At 71.7% G+C, this 24,742-nt stretch carries 24 protein-coding genes; 10 read left to right on the plus strand and 14 right to left on the minus strand.

The genetic code is table 11. The annotated features are described in order from the left end of the window. Window positions 1-29 precede the first annotated feature (29 nt). Together OHA72_RS18525 and OHA72_RS18530 are read left to right on the plus strand one after the other, a co-directional pair. Window positions 30-437 (plus strand): thioredoxin family protein, encoded by a 408-nt coding sequence (locus tag OHA72_RS18525; protein WP_327011596.1) that lies wholly within the window; start codon window positions 30-32, stop codon window positions 435-437. A gap of 85 nt (window positions 438-522) precedes the next feature. Continuing rightward, window positions 523-930 (plus strand): DUF4395 domain-containing protein, encoded by a 408-nt coding sequence (locus OHA72_RS18530; RefSeq protein WP_327009063.1) that lies wholly within the window; start codon window positions 523-525, stop codon window positions 928-930. Between the two features lie 3 nt (window positions 931-933). Here OHA72_RS18530 and OHA72_RS18535 read toward each other — a convergent pair whose 3' ends face one another. Next, entirely contained in the window at window positions 934-1,149 is a 216-nt protein-coding gene (locus tag OHA72_RS18535; RefSeq protein WP_327009064.1) for a sulfurtransferase TusA family protein, read from the minus strand. A 14-nt stretch (window positions 1,150-1,163) separates the two neighbouring features. Further along, window positions 1,164-2,213, minus strand: coding sequence for a cysteine desulfurase family protein (locus OHA72_RS18540; RefSeq protein ID WP_327011597.1), 1,050 nt, complete (start codon window positions 2,211-2,213; stop codon window positions 1,164-1,166). Between the two features lie 175 nt (window positions 2,214-2,388). Between OHA72_RS18540 and ctaC the strand changes: the two genes are divergently transcribed. Both ctaC and OHA72_RS18550 read left to right on the plus strand, forming a co-directional pair. Further along, entirely contained in the window at window positions 2,389-3,267 is an 879-nt protein-coding gene (gene ctaC / locus OHA72_RS18545; protein WP_442788604.1) for an aa3-type cytochrome oxidase subunit II, read from the plus strand. 16 nt (window positions 3,268-3,283) lie between these two features. Beyond that, the gene (locus OHA72_RS18550) at window positions 3,284-3,727 is read left to right on the plus strand and encodes a cytochrome c oxidase subunit 4 (protein WP_327009066.1); all 444 of its coding nucleotides are present in this window, start codon (window positions 3,284-3,286) and stop codon (window positions 3,725-3,727) included. 44 nt (window positions 3,728-3,771) lie between these two features. Here the strand turns inward: OHA72_RS18550 and OHA72_RS18555 are convergent, their stop codons facing one another. From OHA72_RS18555 to OHA72_RS18580, 6 genes are all read right to left on the minus strand, one after another. Then, window positions 3,772-4,308, minus strand: a complete 537-nt coding sequence (locus OHA72_RS18555; protein WP_327009067.1) for a phospholipase — start codon at window positions 4,306-4,308, stop codon at window positions 3,772-3,774. Window positions 4,309-4,388: 80 nt separating this feature from the next. Continuing rightward, window positions 4,389-4,628: a hypothetical protein gene (locus OHA72_RS18560; RefSeq protein WP_327009068.1), complete on the minus strand. Its 240-nt coding sequence runs from the start codon at window positions 4,626-4,628 to the stop codon at window positions 4,389-4,391. Between the two features lie 49 nt (window positions 4,629-4,677). Beyond that, on the minus strand, window positions 4,678-5,478 hold the full coding sequence (locus OHA72_RS18565; protein ID WP_327009069.1) for a hypothetical protein: 801 nt from the start codon (window positions 5,476-5,478) through the stop codon (window positions 4,678-4,680). A gap of 1,879 nt (window positions 5,479-7,357) precedes the next feature. Continuing rightward, entirely contained in the window at window positions 7,358-8,401 is a 1,044-nt protein-coding gene (gene trpD, locus OHA72_RS18570) for an anthranilate phosphoribosyltransferase (RefSeq protein ID WP_327009070.1), read from the minus strand. A 2-nt stretch (window positions 8,402-8,403) separates the two neighbouring features. Beyond that, on the minus strand, window positions 8,404-8,796 hold the full coding sequence (locus OHA72_RS18575) for a helix-turn-helix domain-containing protein (protein WP_327009071.1): 393 nt from the start codon (window positions 8,794-8,796) through the stop codon (window positions 8,404-8,406). Beyond that, the gene (locus OHA72_RS18580; protein ID WP_327009072.1) at window positions 8,793-9,728 is read right to left on the minus strand and encodes a cytochrome c oxidase assembly protein; all 936 of its coding nucleotides are present in this window, start codon (window positions 9,726-9,728) and stop codon (window positions 8,793-8,795) included. Before OHA72_RS18580 ends, OHA72_RS18575 begins: the two co-directional genes overlap by 4 nt. Window positions 9,729-9,848: 120 nt before the next feature. Here OHA72_RS18580 and ctaE point away from each other — a divergent pair, with 120 nt between their 5' ends. The 5 genes from ctaE to OHA72_RS18605 all read left to right on the plus strand — a co-directional run bounded on the left by ctaE (window position 9,849) and on the right by OHA72_RS18605 (window position 15,086). After that, complete coding sequence (gene ctaE / locus OHA72_RS18585) at window positions 9,849-10,448, plus strand: aa3-type cytochrome oxidase subunit III (protein WP_327009073.1); 600 nt, start codon at window positions 9,849-9,851, stop codon at window positions 10,446-10,448. Between the two features lie 79 nt (window positions 10,449-10,527). Beyond that, the gene (gene qcrC / locus OHA72_RS18590) at window positions 10,528-11,394 is read left to right on the plus strand and encodes a cytochrome bc1 complex diheme cytochrome c subunit (RefSeq protein ID WP_327009074.1); all 867 of its coding nucleotides are present in this window, start codon (window positions 10,528-10,530) and stop codon (window positions 11,392-11,394) included. Beyond that, a complete protein-coding gene (qcrA, locus tag OHA72_RS18595) occupies window positions 11,391-12,485 on the plus strand; it encodes a cytochrome bc1 complex Rieske iron-sulfur subunit (protein ID WP_327009075.1) in 1,095 nt (364 codons plus the stop codon). The genes qcrC and qcrA overlap by 4 nt, the downstream gene beginning before the upstream one ends. Then, a complete protein-coding gene (gene qcrB, locus OHA72_RS18600; protein ID WP_327009076.1) occupies window positions 12,482-14,101 on the plus strand; it encodes a cytochrome bc1 complex cytochrome b subunit in 1,620 nt (539 codons plus the stop codon). The genes qcrA and qcrB overlap by 4 nt, the downstream gene beginning before the upstream one ends. Window positions 14,102-14,375: 274 nt before the next feature. Beyond that, entirely contained in the window at window positions 14,376-15,086 is a 711-nt protein-coding gene (locus OHA72_RS18605; protein ID WP_327009077.1) for an MBL fold metallo-hydrolase, read from the plus strand. Between the two features lie 633 nt (window positions 15,087-15,719). Here OHA72_RS18605 and OHA72_RS18610 read toward each other — a convergent pair. Continuing rightward, window positions 15,720-16,553 (minus strand): alpha/beta hydrolase family protein, encoded by an 834-nt coding sequence (locus OHA72_RS18610; RefSeq protein ID WP_327009078.1) that lies wholly within the window; start codon window positions 16,551-16,553, stop codon window positions 15,720-15,722. Between the two features lie 68 nt (window positions 16,554-16,621). Between OHA72_RS18610 and OHA72_RS18615 the strand changes: the two genes are divergently transcribed. Continuing rightward, window positions 16,622-18,559, plus strand: a complete 1,938-nt coding sequence (locus OHA72_RS18615; RefSeq protein ID WP_327009079.1) for a S9 family peptidase — start codon at window positions 16,622-16,624, stop codon at window positions 18,557-18,559. 40 nt (window positions 18,560-18,599) lie between these two features. Here the strand turns inward: OHA72_RS18615 and OHA72_RS18620 are convergent, their stop codons facing one another. The 5 genes from OHA72_RS18620 to OHA72_RS18640 all read right to left on the minus strand — a co-directional run bounded on the left by OHA72_RS18620 (window position 18,600) and on the right by OHA72_RS18640 (window position 23,371). Beyond that, window positions 18,600-19,616 (minus strand): aspartate-semialdehyde dehydrogenase, encoded by a 1,017-nt coding sequence (locus OHA72_RS18620; protein WP_327009080.1) that lies wholly within the window; start codon window positions 19,614-19,616, stop codon window positions 18,600-18,602. A 162-nt stretch (window positions 19,617-19,778) separates the two neighbouring features. After that, window positions 19,779-20,066 (minus strand): Lrp/AsnC family transcriptional regulator, encoded by a 288-nt coding sequence (locus tag OHA72_RS18625; RefSeq protein WP_327011598.1) that lies wholly within the window; start codon window positions 20,064-20,066, stop codon window positions 19,779-19,781. A 48-nt stretch (window positions 20,067-20,114) separates the two neighbouring features. Then, window positions 20,115-20,951 (minus strand): nucleotidyltransferase family protein, encoded by an 837-nt coding sequence (locus OHA72_RS18630; protein WP_327009081.1) that lies wholly within the window; start codon window positions 20,949-20,951, stop codon window positions 20,115-20,117. Beyond that, on the minus strand, window positions 20,948-21,463 hold the full coding sequence (locus tag OHA72_RS18635; protein WP_327009082.1) for an NUDIX hydrolase: 516 nt from the start codon (window positions 21,461-21,463) through the stop codon (window positions 20,948-20,950). Before OHA72_RS18635 ends, OHA72_RS18630 begins: the two co-directional genes overlap by 4 nt. Before the next feature lie 18 nt (window positions 21,464-21,481). Next, the gene (locus tag OHA72_RS18640; protein WP_442788726.1) at window positions 21,482-23,371 is read right to left on the minus strand and encodes a RelA/SpoT family protein; all 1,890 of its coding nucleotides are present in this window, start codon (window positions 23,369-23,371) and stop codon (window positions 21,482-21,484) included. Between the last annotated feature and the right edge of the window lie 1,371 nt (window positions 23,372-24,742).

Consider the following 24,742-nt stretch of genomic DNA (forward strand, 5'->3'; position numbering starts at 1 on the left):
GTAGGAACGGGCGTACAGTTGCCGCTGTGATGATCGTGGTCGTGGCGCTGCTCGCCCTCGCCACCGTGGTCGGGCTCGTCTACCGGGCCCGCTACGGCAGCCTCCGCACGGCCGGGGGTGACCTGCCGGCGGGCCTGCTGACCCCGGCCCCCGACACGGTCACCCTGCTGCACTTCTCCTCCGCGACGTGCGCGCCGTGCCGGCAGGTCCGCCGCGTCTGCGCCGACCTCGCCGGCGAGTTCACCGGCGGCGAGTCCGGCGTCCGGCACGTCGAACTCGACGCCGACGAGCACCTCGACGCCGTGCGTGACCTCGGCATCTGGCGCCTGCCGACGCTGCTGGTCGTCGACCGGCGGGGCAACATCGCCAAACGCACCGTCGGGGTCCCCGACCGCGCCTCCCTGCGCGCCACCGTCACGGAGGTCCTCGCGGCATGAGCGGTCTGGAGCGAAGCGGAGGCACCGCGATGCAGGATGGCAGCCCGGGCTCAGGCCGACGCCGGAGCGAAGCGGAGGTGGCGGCATGAGCCTCGACCCGCGCGGCCCCAGGTTCTCCGCCGGCCTCACCACGATCGTCTTCGTCGTCGTGCTGCTCACCGGCAGCGGCTGGCTCGCCCTCGCCCAGGCGGTGGTGTTCGCCATCGGCGCCTACGACCCGCGGCTCACGCCGTACGGGCTGCTCTACCGGTACGTCGTCGCGCCACGGCTCGGCCCGCCCGCGGAACGCGAGGACGGCGCCCCGGTCCGCTTCGCCCAGGCGGTCGGGCTGGCCTTCACCGTGCTCACCGTCGTGGGCTATCTGTCCGGTGCCACCGTGCTCGGCGTGATCGGGGCGTCGTTCGCGCTGGTCGCGGCGTTCCTCAACGCCGTGTTCGGTCTGTGCCTCGGCTGCGAGGCGTACCTGCTGCTCAAGCGGCTGCGCACCGCGTAGCGGCTATCGCAGCTCGACCGTGTGGCGGTGGCCCTCGGTCGACACGAACGTGTGCCCGCGCATCCGGCACCAGGCCGGGATGTCGACCGCGGCGGCCGGGTCGTCGGCGAGGACCTCGATGCGGGTGCCGGGGGACCGGCCGGCGGCGAGCTTCGCCAGCATGATGACCGGCAGCGGGCAGCGCCTACCCAGCGCCTGCACGACCAGCGGCTCGCTCACCTGCCCATCTTCGCTCACATCCCCGCCTCCGCCCGCACGCCGGCGACCAGGCCGGGCAGCACCGCCAGGAACCGGCGGACGTCCTGCGCGGAGACTCCGCTGTGGAGCGACACCCGGACGTTGCCGTGGGTGAGCACGCCCATCGCGGCCAGGACGTGCGACGGCCGCAGCGTGTCGGCGGTGCAGGCCGAGCCGGAGGACACCGCGAAGCCGGCCCGGTCCAGGGCGTGCAGGAGGACCTCACCGTCGACGTACAGGCAGGAGAACGTCACGATGTGTGGCAGCCGCTCGACGGGCTCGCCGACCACCTCGACGTCGGGCACCGTCGCGGCGACCGTGGCGCGGATCTCCTCGACCAGGGCGCTGAGGCGCTGCGCCTCCGCCGCCGCCTCCGCGTGCACGGCGCGCAGCGCCGCCGCGGCCGCGACCGCCGCCGGGACGTCGACCGGCGACTCCCAGGGCTGCTCCCACCGGGTGCCCTTGCGCACGGCGAGGACGCCGACGCCGGCCGGGCCGCCCCACTTGCGGGCGCTGCCGGCGAGGAGGGACCACCCGGAGGGCAGCGGCGAGCGGCCGATGGACTGTGCGGCGTCCACCAGCAGCGGTACCCCGGCCGCAGCGCACAACCGGGCGGCGGCCTCGACCGGCTGGACCGTCCCCACCTCATGATTCGCGCTCTGGACCGCCGCCATGGCCACGTCCGGCGAATCCAGCGCCGTTTCCAGGGCGCCGAGGTCGACCCGTCCGGTCAGCGACACCGGCACCGCGACGGCGTCGCCGCCGGCGGCCTTGATGACCGCGGAGTGCTCGACCGCGCTGTGCACCACGAGGCGCCGCTCGCGGGCCAGCCTGACCCCCGCGACCGCACGCCGGACCGCGTCGGTGCCGCCGGCGGTGAAGTGCAGCTCGTCGGGGCGCGCGCCGAGGACGTCGGCGACCGCGCCCCGGGCCGCGTCCAGCAGCTGCCGGGACCGCCTGGCCTGCGTGTACAGCTTGCCGGGGTCGGCCCAGCCGTCGTCCAGCGCGGCCAGAAACGCTTGCCGCGCAACGGGATGCGCCGGCATCGCGGTGGCGGCGTCGAAGTAGACACCCACCCCCGCAACGCTATCGCGAGCCGGACACGACCACCCCAAGCCGGGCGGACCACGCATGGTCGAGTACGCTCGCCAGCGTTGGTGAGGCTTGCCGTGAGAGGTCCTGCAGAAGGACCGCACGGCGCTGCTAAGGAGGCAGGAGCAGGTGGTCTCAAGAGGTTTGAGCCCCGCGCGCGCCGTCGGGCTCGCCGTCTCGGCCGTCGCGGTGACGACCCTGCTCGCCGGGTGCTCCGTCGACAGCGCGTTCGCCGGGTTCGGCTGGCCGAAGGGCATCACCGAGCAGGGTGACCGTATGTATGACCTGTGGATCGGGTCAGTGGTCGCCGCGCTCGTGGTCGGTGTCTTCGTGTGGGGCCTGATCTTCTGGTGCGTCGTGCGTTACCGCAAGCGCGGCGACGAGCTGCCGCCCCAGACGCGTTACAACATGCCGTTCGAGATCCTGTACACGGTCGCGCCCTTCGTGGTCATCGCCGTGCTGTTCTTCTACACCGCGGTCATCCAGACCGACGTCGACCGGCTGTCCAAGAACCCCGACGTCCACGTCGAGGTCATCGCCTCGAAATGGAACTGGCAGTTCGTCTACAGCGACACCAAGGGCCCGGACGGCAAGCCGATCACGACCGTCGGCGCCGACGACTACATCCCGGTCCTGGTGCTGCCGGCCGGCAAGTCGGTGCAGTTCCTGGAGACCTCGCGGGACGTCATCCACTCGTTCTGGGTGCCGGACATCCTGTTCAAGCGCGACGTCATCCCCGGCGTGGAGAACAGGTTCGAGATCAAGCTCAAGGACAACGCCGCCGGTGCCTATGTCGGCCGCTGCGCGGAGCTGTGCGGCACCTACCACTCGATGATGAACTTCGAGCTGCGGGTCGTCTCCGCTCAGCAGTACCAGCAGTACCTGGAGCTGCGCGGCGCCGGCAGGAGCACCCCGGAGGCCCTCGCGCAGCTGGGCTTCCCCAACGGGGGCTACGCGACGAAGACGCAGCCGTTCGACACCGACCGCACCAAGCGGTCCTCGAGCTGAGAAGGGGCGCACGGCGATGAAGTCAGAAGGACGTCTGTTCTTCGTGCTCGCGTTGTTCGTGTTCGCCATGGCCGGGTTGTACGGCTGGTGGACCAACGTCGCCCCGCACGAGCAGACCGGGCACCGTGGCGTCGAGTGGATCGGCGTGGTCGCGCTGGTCCTGTCGGGCCTGCTGCTGACCATGATCGGCAGCGCGCTGTGGCTGATCTCCCGCCGCATCGAGCCGCGTCCCGAGGACCGGCCCGACGCGGAGATCTACGAGGGCGCCGGCGACCTGGGCTTCTTCAGCCCGGGCAGCTACTGGCCGATGGGCATCGCCCTGTCGGCGGCGATCGCGTGCCTCGGCCTGGCGTTCGACCAGTGGTGGCTCGTCGCGGTCGGCCTGATCGCGGTCCTCGTCGGGACCTGCGGCCTGATGTTCGAGTACTACACCGGCACCCGTCGCGGCGCCGAGCACTAGATTCCTCGACGAACAGAGGGGGCCTCCTCGGAGGCCCCCTCTGTTCATGCTCTCGTCTTCGCGGCGGCGAGCTCGCCGCGTTCCTTGAGGTCCGCGGCGCGCTGCAGGTCGGCGTCGCGCACGACCAGGTTCCCGAACGCGACCACGGCCTGGTAGTAGGTCCAGGCGAGGCTGGTGCAGGCGGGCCGGACGAAGGCGTTGTACGTGGCGCACTTGGCCTTCAGGTCGCGGTAGAACGCGTCGTCGATGCGGGACTTGTTGGCCGGGAACTGCCCGACCGCCTTGTAGTTGCGGTAGCCGAAGTCGTGCCGCTGGCACGACAGCCGGAAGTCGAAGCCGAGCGGCTGGTCGGGGCTGGTGGAGCAGTAGTCGGTGGACCAGTCGAAGCCGTAGGACGCCCAGTCGGACTGGTGCTGGCGGGCGGCGTTCCAGGCGTTGTAACTGGTGGCGGTCGGCTGTGACCAGGACGACATGACGGCCAGCTTCTCGTCGATGCCGGCCGCGGCGGCGGGGGATGCGGTGCTGACGATGCCGGCCAACGCGAGGACGAACGCGAGGACGGCGGCGCGCCGGAGCTTCATGCACCAGATTGTTCAGTCTCGATGCGTACGGGCGCGCCGGACTTGCGCCGAACGGTACCCACCGAGAGCTGAACGGTCGTTCAGGCGGCGCGCCGCTGCTGTTCGCGCCGCTGCCGTTCGCGCCGCTGCCGTTCGTGCCGCTTGACGAAGACCCGCGAGCGGCGGTCCATCAGGAGGATCACCGGCGCCACCACGATGGCCGCGCCGCACGCCGTGCAGGCCCGGTCCGGGCAGGACCCACGGGGATGATCGGTGCAGGCCGGCTGCTCGAAGATCCGCTGCCGGGCGCAGGTGTCGCAGTGCAGCTCCATGCCGGTCACGCTGCCACCGTCCGCCGCACCGGCCCGGGACGGCGGGCGGCGTGTCGCATCACTTTTCGGTACCACTCGGCGCCGGCTTCGGGCTCGCTGTCCTCGTGGGTGCCTTGGTGGGTGCCTTGGTGGCCGCCGGTTTCGCGTCCGGCTTCGCGGTCGGCGGCACGAACGCCTCGTCGCTGACGCTCGCCGTCGTGTACTGCAGGGTGAGCTGGGTGGACTTCCCGGCGTCCGTGGTGCCGTCGAAGTACGCCAGCAACCCCGCCGGGTTGACGCACGCCGTCTCCGTGCGGACCCCCTTCGCGGTCACCGACACGCACTGCGCGTCGCCCCGCTTCGACGTGCCAGTCCGCACCTCCTCGCCCTGCGCGATCGTCGCGAGCCGCCCCATCGCCGCCTCGGGCGCCATGAACTCGCCCCCGAACGCGTCGCTGATCGCCTTGGCCTGCGAGGGTGACATGGCGTCCACCCCGGGCCCCTCGTCGCACTGCACGACCGGTTGAGGGCTCTTCTTCGCCTTCGGCGTGGGGGACGGCACCACGGCCCGGCACAGGTACGTGCCGTCCGGCGTCGAGATGTACGTGACCCCGCCACCCCGGTACGCCCGCCGCGGCACCGACTGCGACACGATCACCGTCGTCCCGCCGGCCGTCGTGTACTGGATCGTCGCGTCGGACTGCAGGCCGAGCACCAGCCGTGAGGCGAGGCTGTCGACCAGCTCGAGGGCCGGGTTGGCGGCCTCGGCCTGCTCCTTGACCGGCGCGCCGCACGACTTCGCCATCATGCCGGCGAACCCGAGCGTCAACGCACCGGCGACCACCGCCGACAGCAGCGCCTTCTTCTGAGAATTGGCCATGTTCGGTCAACGCCGGTGGGTGACCTGCGGTCACGGACCGGCGTTGGCTGTTTCTTCCGTTTCTGCTGCCTCTTCCGCGGCGGCCTCCGGCCGGAAGAGCAGTGGGGGATTCTCACCCCACACCCCCAATGCTTCGCTTCGCTCGCACGCCCTGCGCTTCGCGCGGCCGGAACACGCGCGTGCGCGCTGCATCCGAAGGGCCGATGGTTGAGGTGTTCGAGCCTCACGACAGGTCTGACGTCCAATCCGACGCGATGCCCGCCCACTCCCGCCCGGGGCTCGCCGCTCGCTCCCGGCTCGCTCTCCGGTTCGGACGCCTCGTGATCGAAGTCGCGTTCCGGTCGTGCCGAAGTCCTCTGGGCGGGCGGCACGCGAGGCCGCCACCGGCGTGTCCCGTGTGGCGCTGGGGTGTCGCGCGTGCCGGTTCGTGATCGATGTCGTGGGTTGGTCGTCCAGGCGGCCGTGGGGCGCCTTGAATCAGCCTGCCCGTGATCGAAGTCGCGTTCCGGCCGTGCGGGGTCCCTGGGCCGGAGCGGCGCGCGGAGGCCGCAGCCTGGGTGTCCCGTGTGGCGCTCGGCCTGGGTGTCCCGTGTGGCGCTGGGGTGTCGCGCGTGCCGCGTTGTGATCGATGTCGTGGGTTGGTCGTCGGGGCGGCCGTGGGGCGCCTTGGATCAACTTGCCTGTGATCGAAGTCGCGTTCTGGTCGTGCGGGGGTCGCCGGGGTGTCGTGCGTGCCGCGTTGTGATCGATGTCGTGGGTTGGTCGTCCGGGTGGCCGTGGGGCGCCTTGGATCAGCCTGTCCGTGATCGAAGTCGCGTTCTGGTCGTGCGGGGGTCGCCGGGGTGTTGCGCGTGCCGCGTTGTGATCGATGTCGTGGGTTGGTCGTCGGGGCGGCCGTGGGGCGCCTTGGATCAGCCTGTCCGTGATCGAAGTCGCGTTCTGGTCGTGCGGGGTTTCTTGGGCCGGAGGCCGTGGCCTGGGTGTCCGTGGCCTGGGTGTCCGTGGCGCTGGGGTGTCGCGCGTGCCGCGTTGTGATCGATGTCGTGGGTTGGTCGTCGGGGCGGCCGTGGGGCGCCTTGGATCAACCTGCCTGTGATCGAAGTCGCGTTCTGGTCGTGCGGGGTTTCTCGGGCCGGAGGCCGTGGCCTGGGTGTCCGTGGGGCTGGGGTGTCGTGCGTGCCGCGTTGTGATCGATGTCGTGGGTTGGTCGTCGGGGCGGCCGTGGGGCGCCTTGGATCAACTTGCCCGTGATCGAAGTCGCGTTCTGGTCGTGCGGGGTTTCTTGGGCCGGAGGCCGTGGCCTGGGTGTCCGTGGCCTGGGTGTCCGTGGCGCTGGGGTGTCGCGCGTGCCGCGTTGTGATCGATGTCGTGGGTTGGTCGTCGGGGCGGCCGTGGGGCGCCTTGGATCAGCCTGTCCGTGATCGAAGTCGCGTTCTGGTCGTGCGGGGTTTCTCGGGCCGGAGGCCGTGGCCTGGGTGTCCGTGGCGCTGGGGTGTCGCGCGTGCCGCGTCGTGATCGATGTCGTGGGTTGGTCGTCCGGGCCGGTCGTGGGGCGCCTTGGATCAACTTGCCCGTGATCGAAGTCGCGTTCCGGTCGTGCGGGGCCCTTGGGCCGGAGCGGCGCGCGGAGGCCGTGGCCTGGGTGTCCGATGTGGCGCGGGGGTGTCGTGCGTGCCGCGTCGTGATCGAAGTCGTGGGTTGGTCGTCGGGGCGGCCGTGGGGCGCCTTGGATCAACTTGCCCGTGATCGAAGTCGCGGGCTGGGCGCGCGGACGGGTGCGTGCGGCGGTGGTGGCGGCGGCGGCGGAAAGGCGTGATCACGGAGCTTCGGCGGGCGGTGGGGCCCGGCGGAGGTCCGTGATCACGGGGAGGAGCAGGGGTTACGGCTTGAAGGCGGACCAGCGGGCCACCAGGGCGGTGGCGGCGCCCGAGTCGACGGCGGTGGCGGCGCGGGCGATACCGGCGCGCAGCTGGGACGGCAGGTCCGTGGTGGACAGGCCGGCGCGGGCGGCGATGGCGGCGGCGGCGTTGAGCAGCACGGCGTCGCGGACCGGGCCGGGCTCGCCGGCGAACATGCGCCGGGCCACCTCGACGTTGTGGGCCGGATCACCGCCGCGCAGGTCGCCGGGGGCGGAGCGGGGCAGGCCCAGGTCGACCGAGTCGAGGACCGTCTCCGTGACGGTGCCGCCGGTGACGACCCACACGCGGGTGGGTGCGCCGGTGGTGAACTCGTCCAGCCCGTCCTCACCGCGTACCAGCAGCACCGAGAAACCGCGGCCGGCCAGCACCGACGCCATCACCGAGGCCATGCGCGTGTCGAAGCAGCCGATGGTGGCGGCGGTGGGCTGCGCCGGGTTGGTGAGGGGGCCGAGGAAGTTGAAGACCGTCGGCACGCCCATCTCGCGGCGGGTGGCGGAGGCGTGGCGCATGCCGGGGTGGAAGCGGGCGGCGAAGCAGAAGCCGATGCCGACCTCCTGCACGCAGCGGGCGACCTCGTCGGGGCCCAGGTCGATGGTGACGCCGAGGGCCTCGAGCAGGTCGGCGGCGCCCGTGGAGGAGGAGGCGGCGCGGTTGCCGTGCTTGACCACCGGCACGCCCGCGGCGGCGGTCACGATCGCGGCCATGGTGGAGATGTTGACGGTGTTGGCGCGGTCGCCGCCGGTGCCGACGATGTCGACGGCGGTGTCGCGCTCGGCGTCGGTGAGCGGCACCTTCGACGCGACGGACAGCATCATCTCCGCGACGCCGGCGACCTCGGCGGAGGTCTCGCCCTTGGCGCGCAGCGCGACCACGAACCCGGCGATCTGGCTCGGGGTGGCCGAGCCGGCCATCACCTCCCCCATCGCCCAGCCGGCGTCGTCGGTGGACAGGTCCTCGCCACGGAGCAGGGCGTTGAGCAGCTGGGGCCAGGTCCGCTCGCCCATGCTCAGCCCTGGACGGGGAGCGAGCGCAGGAGGTCCGACACCGTCTTGCCGGTGATGACGGGATCCAGGGGATACATGATCGTGCCCTCGACCCGCGCGTAGGAGGCCAGCCAGCGGTCGGCGGCCCGGGCGATCGCGAGGACGACCGGCGGCGGGTCCGTGATCTCGTCCTTGAGCTGGCGGGCGATGCCGAGGCCGCCGCCGGGCGTCGCCTCGCCGTCCAGGACCAGCAGGTCGACCTCGGTGTCGTCGACGAGCTTGACGACCTCGGCGTAGGTGGAGGCGTCGACGAACTTCACCGACAGGTCGGCCGCGGGACGGCCGCCGATGGCCATCCGCATGCGGTCGCGGACCTCGGGATCGTCGCTGTACAGCAGGACCGTGTGCTGTGTCATGTGCGCGCTGCTCCTCGTGTGGCGGGTGCCTCCGGGATCGTACCGTCACCCGCGATGGTGATGCCGGTGCGGGCGGACCACTCCTGCTCCTCGCGCCGCTGCCGCTCCTCGCGGTCCAGCTGCCGGTCGACCCGGGTGGCCTCCCGGTCGGACTGGCGCATCCACTGCACGACGAGCACCGCGAGCATCGTCACCGAGACGATCTCCCCGCCCGCCCACAGGATGCCGCCGGCCACCACCTGGTCGTGCGCCGGGTCGGCCCAGGGCAGCCCCAGCGACGGGTACCAGTCCCCGCCCAGCAGCTCCTTGCTCTGCATGATGGTCAGCCCGAGGACCGTGTGGAACGGCGTGGAAAGGAACATCAGCAGCGCCCGCGCCGGATACGGCCAGCGCCCCGGCAGCGGGTCCAGCCCGATCAGCGGCCAGAAGAACAGGCAGCCCACGGCGATGAAGTGCGCGTGGGTCAGCTCGTGCACCCACTCGTGCCGCATCGTCAGCTCGTACAGGCCGGTGAAGTACAGCGCGAACGGCGTGACGACGAAGAAGCCGAAGGCGACCAGGGGGAACGCCAGGACCCGGGCGACCCGCGAGTGCACCACGGCCAGCAGGGCCTTGCGGCCCCGCGGCGGCAGCGTGCGCAGGGCGAGGGTCACCGGCGCGCCGAGGGCGAGGAAGATCGGCGCGATCATCGACAGCATCATGTGCTGGATCATGTGGACGCTCAGCAGCGTCGTGTCGTACTCCTCGACGCCGGTCATCGTGACCGCCGCGATCGAGCCGAGGCCCGGCCCGAGGAAGAGCACGATCCTCGCCGGGGGCCAGCGGTCGCCGCGCCGGCGCAGGCTCAGCACGCCCGCGACGTACAGCCCGGCGGCGACCACCAGCAGCAGGGTCAGCCATGACACGTGGAACGAACCGAGGATGCCCGCCACGGACGGAGGTCCTGGTTCTGCAGCTCGTAGCACGTGCCCAGCCTATGCCGGGGTGCGAAACGTCCCCGTCTGGTGGACCCCGTGAAAAGTCGGTGATGATCGGGGGGCAATAATGACGGCGTGACTGCGGCCCCAGCGATTGCCAAGAGCCAGATCCACTCACTGACCAGGCCCAACATGGTCAGTGTCGGGACGATCGTGTGGCTCTCCAGCGAGTTGATGTTCTTCGCGGCGCTGTTCGCGATGTATTTCTCGATCCGTGCGGCGGCTCCGGAGCTGTGGCACGAGCACACCGAGGTCCTCAACGTCTGGTATGCGTTGACCTTCACCACGGTCCTCGTGCTGTCGTCCATCACCTGTCAGATCGGCGTGTTCCGCGCCGAGCGCGGTGACGTGCACGGCCTGCGCCGGTGGTTCGCGCTGACGTTCGTGATGGGCCTGATCTTCGTCCTGGGCCAGGTCAACGAGTACGTCACCCTGGTCGGCGAGGGTGTGAAGATCAACGGCGACGGCTACGGCTCGATGTTCTACCTGACGACCGGCTTCCACGGCCTGCACGTCACGGGCGGGCTCATCGCCTTCATCATCTATCTGATCCGCACGACCATGGGCCGGTTCACCCCCGCCCAGGCGACCGCGGCGATCGTCGTGTCCTACTACTGGCACTTCGTCGACGTGGTGTGGATCGCACTGTTCGCAATGATCTACTTCCTGCAGTAGCAGTCGGGCCGCGCGTCACACGCTCCCGGGACCACGCACTTCTTGAGACGACATAGGTGATGACGACAAAGGTGAGGCCATGACTTCTGAGCAGAGCAAGCGGCCGCTTGCCCGGCTGGTGCCGGGTGGCGCGCGCGCGGCACGGGGCAAGCTTCGCCGGCGGTTGTCGGCGGCTGTGCGCCTGGTCGCGGCGCTCACGCTGGTCGGCGGCCTCTACACGGCGTACGCACCGGGCGTCGGCCGCGCCGAGGAGACCGTGAAGCTGTCCGACGCGGCGGCCAACGGCAAGGCGATCTACGAGGTCAGCTGCATCACCTGCCACGGCCGTAACGCCCAGGGCGTGGAGAACCGGGGACCGAGCCTCATCGGTGTCGGCTCCGCCGCCGTGGAGTTCCAGGTCAACACCGGCCGCATGCCGCTGGCCCGCCAGGAGGCGCAGGCCGAGCGCAAGCAGCCGCAGTTCAACCCGGACCAGGCCGCCGAGCTCGGCGCCTACATCCAGGAGCTGGGCGGCGGCCCGCAGCTGCCGAGCGCGGAGAGCCTCGACGAGCAGGTCAAGAAGGCCCAGGGTAGCGACAAGATCCTCGCCCACGGCGGCGAGCTGTACCGGGTCAACTGCTCCTCGTGCCACGCGTTCTCCACCGGTGGCGGCGCGCTGTCCTCGGGCAAGTTCGCACCGTCGCTGAAGCAGTCGACCAACCGCGACATCTACGCGGCGATGCTGACCGGCCCGCAGAACATGCCGGTGTTCGGCAACAACCAGCTGAGCCCCGACGACAAGGCCGCGATCATCGCCTACATCCAGGACCTCAACAAGAACGAGGCGGCCGACCCGGGCGGCTGGGCTCTCGGCCGCTACGGCCCGGTGCCCGAGGGCCTCGTCATCTTCCTCATCGGTATCGCGGCGCTCGTGTTCGCCACGCTGTGGATTGCAGGGAAGTCATGACCACCCACCACCCGTCCGACGACGAGTTCGACGCCGGCGACGCGTCCTTGACCAGGTTCGACCTGGTCAAGGAGGGCGCCCGCCGCGACGGCGTGCAGATCGTGCACTACGCGCCGCGGTTCCCGGTCCCGGGCACCCGCGCGGAGCGCCGCATCGAGCGCGTCCTGGCGCTGCTGTTCCTGCTCACCGGCCTGGCGTCGACCGCGTTCGTGGTCGCCTACATCGCCTGGCCGTGGAAGTACGGGGAGGGCGACGAGACCTACCGCTCGCTGTACCCGTTCTACACGCCGGTCCTCGGTGCGACGCTCGGCCTGGCGCTGCTGACCCTGGGCCTGGGCATCGTGGTGTGGAGCAAGAAGCTCCTGCCCGAGGAGGTCTCGATCCAGGAGCGGCACGACGGCCCGTCGGAGAGCACCGAGCAGGTCCTGACCGCCGCCACGATCCTGAACATGGGCGACGAGCTCGGCCTCAAGCGCCGCCGCTTCGTCGGCCTGGCGTTCCTCGCCGGTGCCGCGCCGCTCGGCGCGGTCGCCGGTGCCCTGCTCGTCGGCTCGCTGATCAAGGCGCCGACGCAGGACGGCGAGAACGTCTTCTTCACCACCGGCTGGGACCCCAAGCACAACGACGGCAAGCCGGTCCGTCTCACGCACGAGGACGGCACCCCGATCCGCCCCGCCGACGTCAGCGTCGGCGGCCAGATCACCGTCTTCCCCGGCATCCCGCACGGCGCCACCAACAAGTGGGCCGACTCGCCGACGCTGCTCATCCACCTCCGCGAGGAGGACGCCGAGGCGACGCTGGGCAACGTCAAAGAGATCAACAAGGGGTCGCAGTACCAGAACTTCGTGGCCTACTCGAAGATCTGCACGCACGCAGGCTGCCCGGCGAGTCTCTATGAGCAGCAGACCAACCGCCTGCTGTGCCCCTGCCACCAGTCGCAGTTCCAGATCACGGACAATGCGCGGCCGATCTTCGGTCCGGCCAGCCGCGCCTTGCCCCAACTGCCGATTACGGTGGACGATGAGGGTTACTTCATCGCAACGCAGGACTACAAGATTCCGGTTGGACCGGCCTTCTGGGAGCGGCCATGAAACGGCGCAAGATCGACGTCCGGGCACTCCCGGCCAACTCCGCAAAGGCCCTCGACGAGCGGTTCCAGGCGGCCACCCCGCTGCGGCGGCTGATGAACAAGGTCTTCCCAGACCACTGGTCCTTCCTGCTGGGTGAGATCGCGCTCTACTCGTTCATCGTGCTGCTGCTCAGCGGCATCTTCCTGGCGCTGTTCTTCGACCCGTCGCTGCGCGAGGTCGTCTACGACGGCAGCTACGCGCCCCTGCGCGGCGTGGAGATGTCGCAGGCGTACAACACGGCGCTGCACATCTCGTTCGACGTGCGCGGCGGTCTGTTCATGCGCCAGATGCACCACTGGGCCGCGCTGCTGTTCATGGCCGCGATCGTGGTGCACATGTTCCGGGTGTTCTTCACCGGCGCGTTCCGCAAGCCGCGCGAGGCCAACTGGATCGTCGGCGTCCTGCTGTTCTGGATGGGCTTCCTGGAGGGCTTCGGCGGCTACTCGCTGCCCGACGACGCGCTGTCCGGCACCGGCCTGCGCATCGCGAGCGCGATCATGCTGTCCATCCCGATCGTCGGCACCTGGGTGACCACGTCGCTGTTCGGCGGCGAGTTCCCCGGCGAGGTCATCCTCGACCGCCTGTACATCGTCCACGTGCTGCTCGTCCCCGGCGCGCTGCTCGGCCTCATCAGCGTGCACATGGGCCTGCTGGTCAAGCAGAAGCACACCCAGTGGCCCGGCCCCGGCCGCACCAACACCAACGTGGTCGGCGTGCGCATGTTCCCCGGCTTCGCGGCCAAGGCCGGCGGCTTCTTCATGATCGTGTTCGCCATGATCGCCGCGCTCGCGGGTCTCTTCCAGATCAACCCGATCTGGCTGTTCGGCCCGTACAAGGCGGCCGTCGTGTCGGCGGCGAGCCAGCCCGACTGGTACGTCATGTTCCTCGACGGCTCGACCCGCCTCTTCCCGGCCTGGGAGATCCGCTTCGACTTCTTCTACGGTGACGGCTACACCATCCCGCCGATCTTCTGGCCCACGGTGGTGCTACCAGGCATCCTCACGATGCTGCCGATCTTCTATCCGTTCATCGAGGCGCGGTTCACCAAGGACAAAGCGGTCCACAACCTGCTGCAACGCCCCCGCGACAACCCGCTGCGCACCGCCCTGGGCGCCATGGCCATCGCGTTCTACGTGGTCCTGCTGATCTCCGGCGGCAACGACGTCCTCGCGGACAAGTTCCACATCAGCCTCAACGCGATGACCTGGGCCGGCCGCATCGGTATCCTGATCCTGCCGCCGCTGGCGTACTACGTGGCGTTCCGCGTGGCGCTCGGCCTCCAGCAGCACGACCGCGAGGTCCTCGTCCACGGCGTGGAGACCGGCATCATCCGCCGCCTCCCCGACGGCAAGTTCGTCGAGATCCACCAGCCGCTGCCGTCCGGCAACGGCCACGAAGAGGACCACCACGGCCTCGAATACGCCGGCTGGGTCGTGCCGAAGAAGATGAACCGCCTCGGTGCCCTGGCCCCGACGGTGAAGGGCTTCTTCTACCCGATCGAGAAGGCCAGCCCGCCCCCGAAGCCGCGCCAGCTCGACGAGGACCGTGACCGCGAAGAGATCACCAGCGGCCACTGACCCACCTCGACGCCCCCGGCCCTCTTCAGGCGCCGGGGGCGTCGCCGTTTTCCTGCTCCGGTCCGTCGTGGGCACGACCGTCGCTCCCGTCAGCCACCGGGCCGGGGCCCAGCTTCGCCGGCCCTGGCCCTGCCACCTCCGCGGACAGTTGCGCAGACACGACCTGCGGTCGTGACGGACCCGCGGCCGTGAACGGCCGCGTTCCGCCGTCGGCGGATCTGCCGAGGGCGAAGTGACCTGGGCCGCGGCGCACGGTGGTGCCTAAGGTCCGGGCATGGACCTGGTCGAGCTGCTGCCCCGCCGCCTGTACCTGCTCGCGTTCCCCGTCGGCCACGCCTACCTGTGGTGCGCCCCCGACGGCCTGACCCTCATCGACACCGGGATGCCGGGCTCCGCACCCCGGATCGCCGAGGCCGTCACCGCACTCGGACACACCCGCCACGACCTGCGACAGATCCTGCTGACCCACGCCCACGTCGACCACATCGGCGCCGCCGCCGACCTCGCCGCGTGGGGCGACGTCGTTGTGGCCGCACACCACGACGACGCCCCCGTCGTCCGTGGCGAGGCGGCGAACCCGCCACCCGTACTGGCCGAATGGGAGCAACACCTCTACGACCAGATCCACGCCGACCTGCCCGCCGACCCGCCACCCCCCGCCCGCGTCGACCGCGAACTGCACGACGGCGACATCATCACCCTCGGCGGCGGCGTCGAGGCCGTCGCCGTCGCCGTGCCGGGCCACACCCCGGGCAGCGTGGCGTTCCACCTGCCCGACCAGCGCGTCCTGTTCACCGGCGACACGATCGCCCGCGCCCCCGACGGCACCGTCATGCTCGGCGTGTTCAACACCGACCCGGCTCGCGCCGCCGACTCCCTGCGCCGTCAGGCCGCCCTCCGCCCGGACATCGCCTGCTTCGGCCACGGCACCCCCCTCACCGACCACACCGCCACAACCCTGGCCACCGCCGCATCCCGCCACTGACACCGCACGGGATCGCCCCCGAGCAGGATCAGGCACGCGGGATCGTGGGCTGCGGGGAGTGGGACGGCTGAGGGCAGAACGGACCACGGGCAACCAGGGCCACAGGATGAGACCCTGGTCACCCGCCTGCGGCCGGGCGTCCGATGGTCTCGGCCCAGAGGCGACCCAGCCCGTGAGCGGTGTGCCGCGGCGCCCGCCGGCAACCATGCGTGACGAGCGACCATGCGTGACGGGCCATGCGTGACCAGAGACCGTGTGAGACCGGTGGCCATGCGACCGACGGCTGCGGGACCAGGGAGCGACGCGCGGCGAAGGGTCACGCGCGGCCGGGGCGTGCATGGCGAGAAGGCCGAGTGGGACCGGTGGCTGCGTGAGACCTGCCGCGATGCGCGGTCTGCGACCGCGCTACCTGGCGCCGTGGGGGCAGTTGCCGCGACCGGCGACGGGCGGCCGTGCGTGGCGAGAAGGCCGAATGAGAATGGTGGCCGCGTGAGACCTGCCGCGATGCGCGGCCGGCGGCCGCGCTACTGGCACCGCGGGCCAGAGTTCCGGCGCGCGGCGGGCGGGCGTGAGGCCAGCGCCGCCGGCGCGCGTCGGGCGGGCGGCGTGTGAGGCAACGGCCGTTGTGGGGCGTCAGGTGGTTGTGGCCCAGGTGGCGACGCGGGCGGCGAGGGGGGTGCCGTGGCGGGCCCAGGTGAAGTGGTCGATCGGGGAGCCGGCGTCGGCGGCGGAGTAGTGCTGGCGGACGACCGTGGCGCCGGACAGTTTTGCGGTCAGGTGGTCGACCGTCGGGGCGGGCGTGTACTGGTCGGTCTCCATGTCCACGGCGAGCACCGGCAGCCGCACGCCGGGCAGCGCGGCCTCCACGTCGACGCCGGCCAGGGCGGGGTAACGGCCGGTCCGGGCGGTGTGGGCCCAGCCGCGGATCACGGAGCGGGACTGGCGGCCGCCGAAGCCCCAGCCGGGCCACACGCCGAGCACGGCGGAGGTGACGGCCAGGGTCTGGGTCAAGGCCAGGGTGCCGGGGGCCATCCGGCCGGGGTAGCGACGCCAGTACGGCAGGCCGACCGCGAGCAGCGCGAGCCCGTCGACGCCGGGGTCCAGGCCGGCCGCATGGCGCAGGGCGAGGTGCAGCGCGCAGAGCTGGCCGCCGAGGGAGTGCCCGACGAGCAGGGTGCGGCGGCCGGCCCGGCGGGGCTTGAGCGTGTCCAGGACCGCCTCGACGTCGGTGGTGAGCTCGGCGAGGCCGTAGCGGGAGCGGCGGGAGGGTCGTGGCGTGCTGTCGCCGGTGCCGCGCAGGTCGGCGACGACGACCTCCATGCCGGTGTCGTTGAGCGCGGCGGCGAAGTGCCGGTAGTAGCGCGCCGGGACGCCCATCGCGGGCCACAGCACGGCGAGGGTGGCGGCATCGTCTGCCGGATACGTGTGCAGCGCGAGGCGATCGGTGCCGCGGTCCACGAACTCCATGGATTCGTAGGGTAGAGGTAGGAGGTTACCGGTGAGTAAGAAGTGTGACCCAGGCTACTGTGCGGGACGTGAAGCCAATCGATCTGTCCCAAATGCGCCTGCCCGGCGCGCCTACGGTCAGCCCCGACGGCACAAGCGCCGTCGTGGCGGTGAGCCGGCTCGAGTTCGCGGCCGACTCGTACACCTCCCAGCTCTGGCTCCTGCAGACCGACGGGAGCGCCGCACCGGTCCAGCTCACCCACGGCTGGCACGACAGCGCCCCGCGGATCTCGCCGGACGGGCGGTGGCTTGCGTTCCTGCGCGCGACGAAGGCGGCGGGGAGCCGGGCGGGCGGCGCGAAGGCGGAGCACGACAGCGCGCCCCAGCTGTGTGTGCTGCCCCTCGCGGGCGGCGAGCCGCGCCGCCTGACGGATCTGCCGCTGGGCGCCGGCACGCCGGCCTGGGCACCGGACAGCGCCCGCCTGGCGTTCTCCGCGCGGGTACCGCAGGAGGGCCGCTACGGCACGGGCAAGACCGAGGACGGCGAGACGATCGGCCCGGACGGCGAGCCTCCCCGGCGGATCACCCGGTACTTCTACCGGGTCGACGGGCTCGGGTTCCTGCTGGACCGCCCCGCGCACCTGTTCGTGACCGACCTCGACGGCACGGTGACGCAGGTGACCGACGGTGAACGCAGCCACGGCGACCCGGAATGGAGCCCCGACGGGCGGTCCCTGGCGTTCGTCTCCGAGCAGCACGACACGTGGGGCGACGACTTCGCCGCGGACGTGTGCGTCATGCCCGCCGGCGGCGGCGAGATCCGGGCGCTGACCGACAGCACGTTCAACGTCGGGCTGTGCCGCTGGGCGCCGGACGGCGGGTCGCTGCTGTTCACCGCGAACCTGGCCGGCGCGGGCCGCGTCGACTCGACGATGCGCAACGAGTCGCTGTGGTCGGTGCCCCTCGCGGGCGGGACGGCCCGGCAGCTGCTCGACCCGGAGGCCTACACCCTGGCCGCGCCCGGCGGTGACATCGTGCCGACGGAGCGCGGAGTGCTGTTCAGCAACGAGCACCGCGGCGCCGTCCAGCTGCTGCGGGTGCCGTTCGACGGTGGTACCCCCGAAATCCTGCTGGACGGGGAGCGTCAGGTCGCCGGGTTCGCCGTCACCGGTGACACGCTCGTGGCGACCATCGCGGGCCCGGCGGACTGGGGCGAGGTCTACGCCGGCGACGTCAAGCTCACCGACTTCTCCGCCGGTGTCAGCCCGCTGGAGCAGGTCGAGGTGAACGGGACCGCCCCGGACGGCTACCCGGTCCACGGCTGGGTGGTCAGGCCCGAGGGCGACGGCCCGCACCCGGTGCTGCTGATGATCCACGGAGGGCCGTTCGCGCAGTACGGCTGGCGGCTGTTCGACGAGGCCCAGGTGTACGCCGGCGCCGGGTACGCGGTCGTCTACGGCAACCCCCGCGGCTCCTCCGGCTACGGCGAGGCGCACGGCCGGGCGATTCGCGGCAACGTCGGCGAGGTCTCCGCCGTCGACCTCCTGGCGCTGCTGGACGCCGCCCTCACCGCCGACGACCTCGACGGCGACCGGGTCGGTGTGCTCGGCGGGTCGCACGGCGGGTTCATGACCACCTGGCTCGCCGCGATGCACGGCGACCGGTTCAAGGCGGCGATCTCCGAGCGGGCGGTCAACGCGATCGACAGCTTCCAGGGCAGCTCAGACATCGGATGGCTGTTCGCGGACTCGCTGTACGGCGCGGAGGGCGGCTCGTTCGAGCAGCAGAGCCCGCTCACGTACGCCGGCAAGATCGACATCCCGATGCTGATCGTCCACTCGGAGCAGGACTGGCGCTGCCCGGTCGAGCAGGCCCAGCGGCTGTTCGTGGCGTTGAAGCGGCGGGGGACCCCGGTGGAGCTGCTGCTGTTCCCGGGGGAGGGGCACGAGCTGTCCCGCTCGGGACGCCCGTCGCACCGGCTCGCCAGGTTCGACGCGATCCTGGATTGGTTCGGCCGGCACGTCTGACGTGTGGCAGGGGGCGGGACCCGCCCCCTGCCACAGCGCACTACTTGACGAGGAGCTCGGCGATCTGGACCGCGTTGAGCGCGGCGCCCTTGCGCAGGTTGTCGTTGGAGACGAACAGCGCGAGGCCGTGCTCCACGGTCTCGTCGAGCCGGACCCGGCCGACGAAGCTCGGGTCGGCGCCGGCGGCCTGCAGGGGCGTCGGCACGTCGGTCACCACGACACCCGGCGCCGCGGCGAGCAGCTCCAGGGCCCGCTCGACGCTGATGGCCCGCTCGAACCGGGCGTTGAGCTGCAGTGAGTGGCCGGTGAACACCGGCACCCGCACGCACGTGCCGGACACCTTCAGGCCCGGGATCTCCAGGATCTTACGGCTCTCGTTGCGGAGCTTCTGCTCCTCGTCGGTCTCGAACGAGCCGTCGTCGACGATCGAGCCCGCGAGGGGCAGCACGTTGAACGCGATCGGCTGGCTGAACTGCTTCGGCGCGGGGAACTCGACCGCGGAGCCGTCGAACGCCAGCGCGGCCGCGCCGTCGGCGACCTTGCGGACCTGCTCGTCGAGCTCGGCGACGCCGTTGAGCCCGGCGCCGGACACCGCCTGATACGTGGCGGCGACCAGCGCGATCAGGCCGGCCTCGTCGTGCAGCGGGCGCAGCACCGGCATCGCGGCCATCGTGGTGCAGTTCGGGTTGGCGATGATGCCCTTCGGCCGGTCCGCGATCGCGTGCGGGTTGACCTCCGCGACGACGAGGGGCACCTCGGGGTCCATCCGCCAGGCGGAGGAGTTGTCGATGACGACGGCACCGGCGGCGGCCACCTTCGGCGCCAGTTCCTTCGACGTGCCCTTGCCCGCGGAGAACAGCACGATGTCCAGGCCGGAGTAGTCGGCGGTCGCCGCGTCCTCCACCGTGATCTGCTGGTCCTGCCAGTCGATGGGCCGGCCCGCGGAGCGGGCGGACGCGAACAGGCGCAACTGGGTAGCCGGGAACTGACGCTCGGCCAGGATGTGGCGCATGACGCTGCCCACCTGACCCGTGGCTCCGACGATGCCGATCCTCATGGGCGTCGAGATTACCGCCTCGCCGGAGGTGCCTCGATGCGATTTCGCGCACTACCGAGGCCTTCACCAGCGCTTTTCCCGGTTTCTTCCGGCTTGCCGACAGCTGCGGCGCACGGCTTGCGGCCGGTGCGCCGAAATATGCCGGAAATTCGCAGACCCGGGTCAGTCCGTGTCGGGCAGCCCGATCGAGAACGCCTCTTCCAGGTCGTGCTGCGAGTAGGCGCGGAACGCGATGTGCGTGTCGGTGTCGACCACGCCCGGCACCTTCGAGATCCGGCCTGCGATGACCTCGGCGATCTCCTCGTATTGCCGGACGCGCACCATCGCGATCAGGTCGACGTTGCCGGCGACGGAGTAGACCTCGCTGACGCCGGGGAGGTTGGCGATGGTCTCGGCCACCTCGGGGATCGAGTCGGTCGCGCAGTCGATGAGGACGATGGCGGTGATCACCTGCGGTGCTCCTTCCGGCAGCGGATCCAGCATGTGGACATCGTCATGCTAATCGGCCGCGACGGTGAGCTCCCGCCCGACCCGGATCGCATCGCGCAGCACCTCGCCGGCGCGCACCTCCGCGCCCGGCCACACCACCCCGCGGGTGACCTGACCGGCCACGACGGCACCCGCGCCGACGACCGCCCGGTCCACGGCACCGGTCACCACGGCGTCCTGTGCGATCAGGTTCCCCTGGTGTACGGCGTGCAGGTTGGCCTGCAGGTAGTCGCGCGGGGTGCCGGTGTCCAGGTAGGTGCCCCGGTACTCGACGACCTCGAGCCGCCCCTCGCGCTCCGCCGGCCGCCAGGCGGTCCGCACCAGGTCCGACGGGACCGGCTCCAGCCGCGTCACGAAGTCCCACGGCAGCAGCGAGAACCCGGCGAACCGGTGGCTGCCGAACTCCTTCGGCGGCCCGGGCACGCCGAGCATCCGCACCGTCGTGCCGTCCCAGCCCGCGAGCAGCTCCGCCAGGTCGGACACCTCGGCCGCGTCCGCCGGCGCCAGGTACGCGTCGGCGTTGCCCGCCAGCACCGCCCGGCCGCCGATCCACTCCTTGAGCAGCGCGACGCCGCCGGACGTACCGAGCGGATCGCCCGGCTCGACGGAGAGGTGTGCGCGGTCACCGACGTGCGCGACCACCTGCTCCGCGAGGTAGCAGGCGTTGACGGCCAGGTCGGCGGGGCCGGTGAAGCCGAGCGCCGCGACCCTGGCCAGGGCCCGGTCCAGCAGGGTCACGTTGCCGACGGGGCACAGCGCCTTCGGCAGGTGCTCCGTCAGCGGCCGCAGCCGGCGGCCCTCCCCGGCGGCGAGGATCACCGCACAGACGCCGGTCGTCGCGCTCACCTGGTCAGCACCTCGGGGTAGTCCTTGTACGGCCCGATCCCGTAGTGGGCCAGCAGCTGCGACGTCGACACCGTCAGCGGCGGCAGCGCGTCGAGGCGGTGCCAGGCGGCCTCGATGACCTCGGCGGCGTCGATCTCGAAGTCGTCGGACGGCTCGACCTCGGTCTCGAACACCATGTCGACCCACTGCCCGCGGGTGTGCACCACGGCGTTCGGGTTCGCCGGCCGGAACCCCTCGAGCGGCACCTTGATCCCGGTCTCCTCGGCCAGCTCGCGGGCCGCCGTCTGCACCGGCCGCTCACCGCGGTCCATCAGCCCCGCCGGCAGCGACCAGCCCGCGCCCGGCGGCTGCCGCAGCAGCAGGATCCGGCTCGCCGCGGGGTCGCGCACCAGGATGACCGCGCCGATCGTGTACGTCGGCTGGAACGTCCGCACGATCCGGCGCTTCCAGCGGGCGGGAAGACGGTAGAACGTCCGGTACGCCACCATGCGCAGTTGTTGTTTTACCGCCATCCGCAGAAGGCTAGTGCCCTACCGGGGCGAATGGTCGACCAGGGCGATCAACTCCTCGACCACCTCGTCCGCGGTGCGGCTGTGGTCGGCGACGGCGACGAGCAGCGTCTCCAGGTCCGGGTAGCCGAGCCTGGTCGCGAGCCGGACCAGGGGCAGGTCACTGGCCAGGCCGCGGCCCTGCCGGCGCAGCGCCAGCCCGATCGCGAGCCGGCCCAGGCGCACCTTGTTGGCGACCGTGATCGCGGGTGCCTCGTGTGCCTCGAACCACCGGCTGATGTGCAGCCGGGCGTGCGGCGTTTTCACGAACTCCAGCCACTCCGGCGACGGCCCCCGCGCGGGGGCGTCCGCGTCGAAGTCGAACTCGTCGCGCTGCCCCGTCCGCGTGATGATCTCGACCGTGTCGCCGTCGGCGAGCGGCGACGACACCGCGATCAGCCGCCCGTTGACCTTCGCGCCGATACATCGGTTGCCGACGTCCGCGCCGAGGATGTACGCGAGGTCGACCGGCGTCGCGTCCTGCGGCAGCAGCACCGGCCGGCCGCCGCCCTCGGCGAGCACCAGGATCTGGTCCTCGGCGAGGTCGCACCGCAGCGACGCGATGAACTGCGACGGGTCCGACGCCGCCGCCTCCCAGTCCAGCAGGCGCCGCAGCCAGTTCAGCTGCTCCGCCTTGCTCGCCGGGCCGAACCGCGCCGCCGTGTGCGGGTACCGGAAGTTCGCGACGATGCCGTACTCCGCCGCCTGGTGCATCTCCTCGGTGCGGATCAGCACCTCCAGCGAGCGACCCTCGGGCCCGAGCACCGTGGTGTGCAGCGACTTGTAGTTGTTGCCCTTCGGCGTGGCGATGAAGTCCTTGAACCGTCCTGGTACCGGCCGCCACTTGCCGTGCACCGCACCCAGCGCCGCGTAGCAGTCCGTCTCCGGCCCGTCGACGATGATGACGACCCGCGGCATGTCGTGCGGGTCCTCGTAGTTGCCGTCGACCGTGTCCTTCCAGATCGAGTACAGGTGCCGCGGGCGCGGGGACACCTGCGCGTCGATGCTGAACTTCCGCAGGTCCGTGGTCATCGCGGAGATGACCCGCTCCAGGTAGCCGTCCCAGCCGGTGCGCTGCCGGACGTACTCGTCGATCAGCGCGTACCCGCCGGGGCTGACGGCCCGCAGCACCCAGTCCTCGAGCTCCCGCTTCAACGCCTGGATGCCGAGCCGCTCGCACAGCGGGATCAGCACCTCCCGCGTCGCCGTCGCGATCCGCACCTGCGACTTGATCGACCGCGCGTCCAGGGTCCGCATGTTGTGCAGCCGGTCCGCCAGCTTGATGACCAGCACCCGCACGTCCCGCCCGGCGGCGACGATCATCTTGCGGATCGTCTCGGCCTCGGCGTCGGCGCCGTAGAACATCTTGTCGAACTTCGTCACGCCGTCGACGAGCAGCGCCACCTCGCCGCCGAAGTCCCGCTCCAGCGCCCCGAGCGTGTAGTCCGTGTCCTCGACCGTGTCGTGCAGCAGCGACGCCACGAGCGTTGTCGTGTCCATCCCCAGGTCGGCGAGGATCTCCGTCACTTCCAGGGGGTGCGAGATGAACGCCTCGCCGCTCTTGCGCATCTGCCCGCGGTGCATCTGCTCGGCCATCGCGTACGCCCGCCGCAGCAACGCCACGTCACCGGTCGGGTGGATCGTCTTGTGCGACCGCAGCACGTTGCCCAAGGGGTCCTCGGCCGTCTGCCACGGCAGCATCGCCCGCAGCCGCGACCCGATGATCGCCGAGTACGTCGCCGTCGGGTCCCCGGGCACCGCCCCGCCCACCAGCGCCGAGTACGTCGGCGGCGGCGGCACCGCCGGCGAGTCCTCGGTCGGCGGCGCGGTGAGCCTCGCCCGCGGCGCCGCGAACCGGTCGTCGACGGGCATGGCCCGCCGCACCGTTGCGCGGTCCGCGTCCTTGCCCGCCCGCTGCCGCTTGTCCGCCCGCTCGCCCGCGGCCTGGTCCGTCGCGGGCTTCTCCACCGCGGGTCCTGCCGTCGCGGGCCCTTGCGTTGCGGGCTTCTGCGTTGCGGGCTCTTGCGTCGCGGGCGTGTCCGTTGCGGGCCGGTCGGTGGCTCGGTTGTCGGTGCCGGTCCTGTCGGCGGTGGGTCGCTCGTTGGTGGACCGTTCGTTGCGGGGCCGTTCGCCGCCCGGCCGATCCGCCGCGGGCCGGTCACCCGCCGGCCGCTCCCCGGAGGTCCGCTGCCCACCGGGCCCGGGCCGCGTCACGGGCGGCCGAGGGCCGGCGGGCCGTTCGTTGGCCGGCCAGTCCCTGCGCGTGTCGCTCTGCTCCTGCGGCCCCCGCTGGCTCTGCGGCGTCCGCGGCCCCTGCGCCGCCCACTGCCCGGGCGTCGCCTGCTCGTCCCGCGGCACCCGGCGCTCCTGCGCCCCGGGCTCCCGCCGCGAGGGCCGCTGCCCAGGTGCCACCTCGCCCTGCCCCGCACCGCCCCGCTCAGCCGCACCGCGCTCGACCGGCATGCCGTCGCCCGCGACCCCACCCGCTGCCGTCTCGGCCCCGGCGGCGCCGGCACTCTGCCAGGCCGTCAGCTCCTGACGGCTCTCGTCGTCCTGCGGCACACGCTGCCCGGGTGTCGCGTCGTTCGTCTGGTCGTCCCGCGCGGCCTGCGCTGCCGGGTGGCTCTCGGCCGTCTGCGCCTCCACCCGGCCCGGCTGCGAACGCTGCTGCCCGCCGCCACCTGCACCGGCAGCCCGTATGTCCTCGCGCCCCCGACCACCGCCACCCGGATCGGCCCGCTCCCGCGAACCCCGGTCCTGCGCGCTGTAGTCCTGCGGCTCTCGGTCCTGCGGCTCCCGGTCCTGCGGCTCCCGGTCCTGAGGATCCCGGTCCTGCGCGCTGCGCTCTTGCGTGCTGCGCTCCTGCGTGCTTCGGTCCTGCGGCCCGCGGTCCTGAAGGTCCCGGTCCTGGGCGCTTCGTTCCTGTGCGCCGGGGTCCTGCGCGCTGCGGTCCTGCGTGCCGTAGCCCTGCACGCCGTGGTCCTGCGTGCCGTGGTCCTGTGTGCTTCGGATCTGCGCACTGCGGTCCTGAGGGTCCCGAGCCTGGGCCTCTCGTTCTGGCGTGCTGCCGTCCTGTGCACTCCGGTCCTGCGGCTCCCGGCCCTGCGAACTGCGGTCCTGGGCGCCGTCCCCCTGGGAGCCTCCGCCGTAGGCGCCGGACTCGTCGGTGCCGGACTCGAGCGCCTCAGCCTCATGCACGTCGGAGTCATGCGCGCCGGGTTCGTGCGTGCTGGGGTCGGAGCG

It is taken from the genome of Dactylosporangium sp. NBC_01737, from assembly GCF_035963215.1.
In the GTDB taxonomy this organism is placed as follows: domain Bacteria; phylum Actinomycetota; class Actinomycetes; order Mycobacteriales; family Micromonosporaceae; genus Dactylosporangium.

Excerpts from the sequence above, each read along its gene's own strand:
- OHA72_RS18530 (WP_327009063.1), top strand. The coding sequence starts at position 523 with ATGAGCCTCGACCCGCGCGGCCCCAGGTTCTCCGCCGGCCTCACCACG.
- OHA72_RS18605 (WP_327009077.1), top strand. The coding sequence starts at position 14,376 with ATGGACCTGGTCGAGCTGCTGCCCCGCCGCCTGTACCTGCTCGCGTTC.
- OHA72_RS18575 (WP_327009071.1), bottom strand. The coding sequence starts at position 8,796 with ATGACACAGCACACGGTCCTGCTGTACAGCGACGATCCCGAGGTCCGC.
- OHA72_RS18620 (WP_327009080.1), bottom strand. The coding sequence starts at position 19,616 with ATGAGGATCGGCATCGTCGGAGCCACGGGTCAGGTGGGCAGCGTCATG.
- OHA72_RS18540 (WP_327011597.1), bottom strand. The coding sequence starts at position 2,213 with ATGCCGGCGCATCCCGTTGCGCGGCAAGCGTTTCTGGCCGCGCTGGAC.
- qcrC (WP_327009074.1), top strand. The coding sequence starts at position 10,528 with ATGACTTCTGAGCAGAGCAAGCGGCCGCTTGCCCGGCTGGTGCCGGGT.
- OHA72_RS18550 (WP_327009066.1), top strand. The coding sequence starts at position 3,284 with ATGAAGTCAGAAGGACGTCTGTTCTTCGTGCTCGCGTTGTTCGTGTTC.
- OHA72_RS18610 (WP_327009078.1), bottom strand. The coding sequence starts at position 16,553 with ATGGAGTTCGTGGACCGCGGCACCGATCGCCTCGCGCTGCACACGTAT.
- qcrB (WP_327009076.1), top strand. The coding sequence starts at position 12,482 with ATGAAACGGCGCAAGATCGACGTCCGGGCACTCCCGGCCAACTCCGCA.
- OHA72_RS18555 (WP_327009067.1), bottom strand. The coding sequence starts at position 4,308 with ATGAAGCTCCGGCGCGCCGCCGTCCTCGCGTTCGTCCTCGCGTTGGCC.
- trpD (WP_327009070.1), bottom strand. The coding sequence starts at position 8,401 with ATGGGCGAGCGGACCTGGCCCCAGCTGCTCAACGCCCTGCTCCGTGGC.
- OHA72_RS18640 (WP_442788726.1), bottom strand. The coding sequence starts at position 23,371 with ATGCCCGTCGACGACCGGTTCGCGGCGCCGCGGGCGAGGCTCACCGCG.
- OHA72_RS18565 (WP_327009069.1), bottom strand. The coding sequence starts at position 5,478 with ATGGCCAATTCTCAGAAGAAGGCGCTGCTGTCGGCGGTGGTCGCCGGT.
- OHA72_RS18525 (WP_327011596.1), top strand. The coding sequence starts at position 30 with ATGATCGTGGTCGTGGCGCTGCTCGCCCTCGCCACCGTGGTCGGGCTC.
- qcrA (WP_327009075.1), top strand. The coding sequence starts at position 11,391 with ATGACCACCCACCACCCGTCCGACGACGAGTTCGACGCCGGCGACGCG.
- OHA72_RS18635 (WP_327009082.1), bottom strand. The coding sequence starts at position 21,463 with ATGGCGGTAAAACAACAACTGCGCATGGTGGCGTACCGGACGTTCTAC.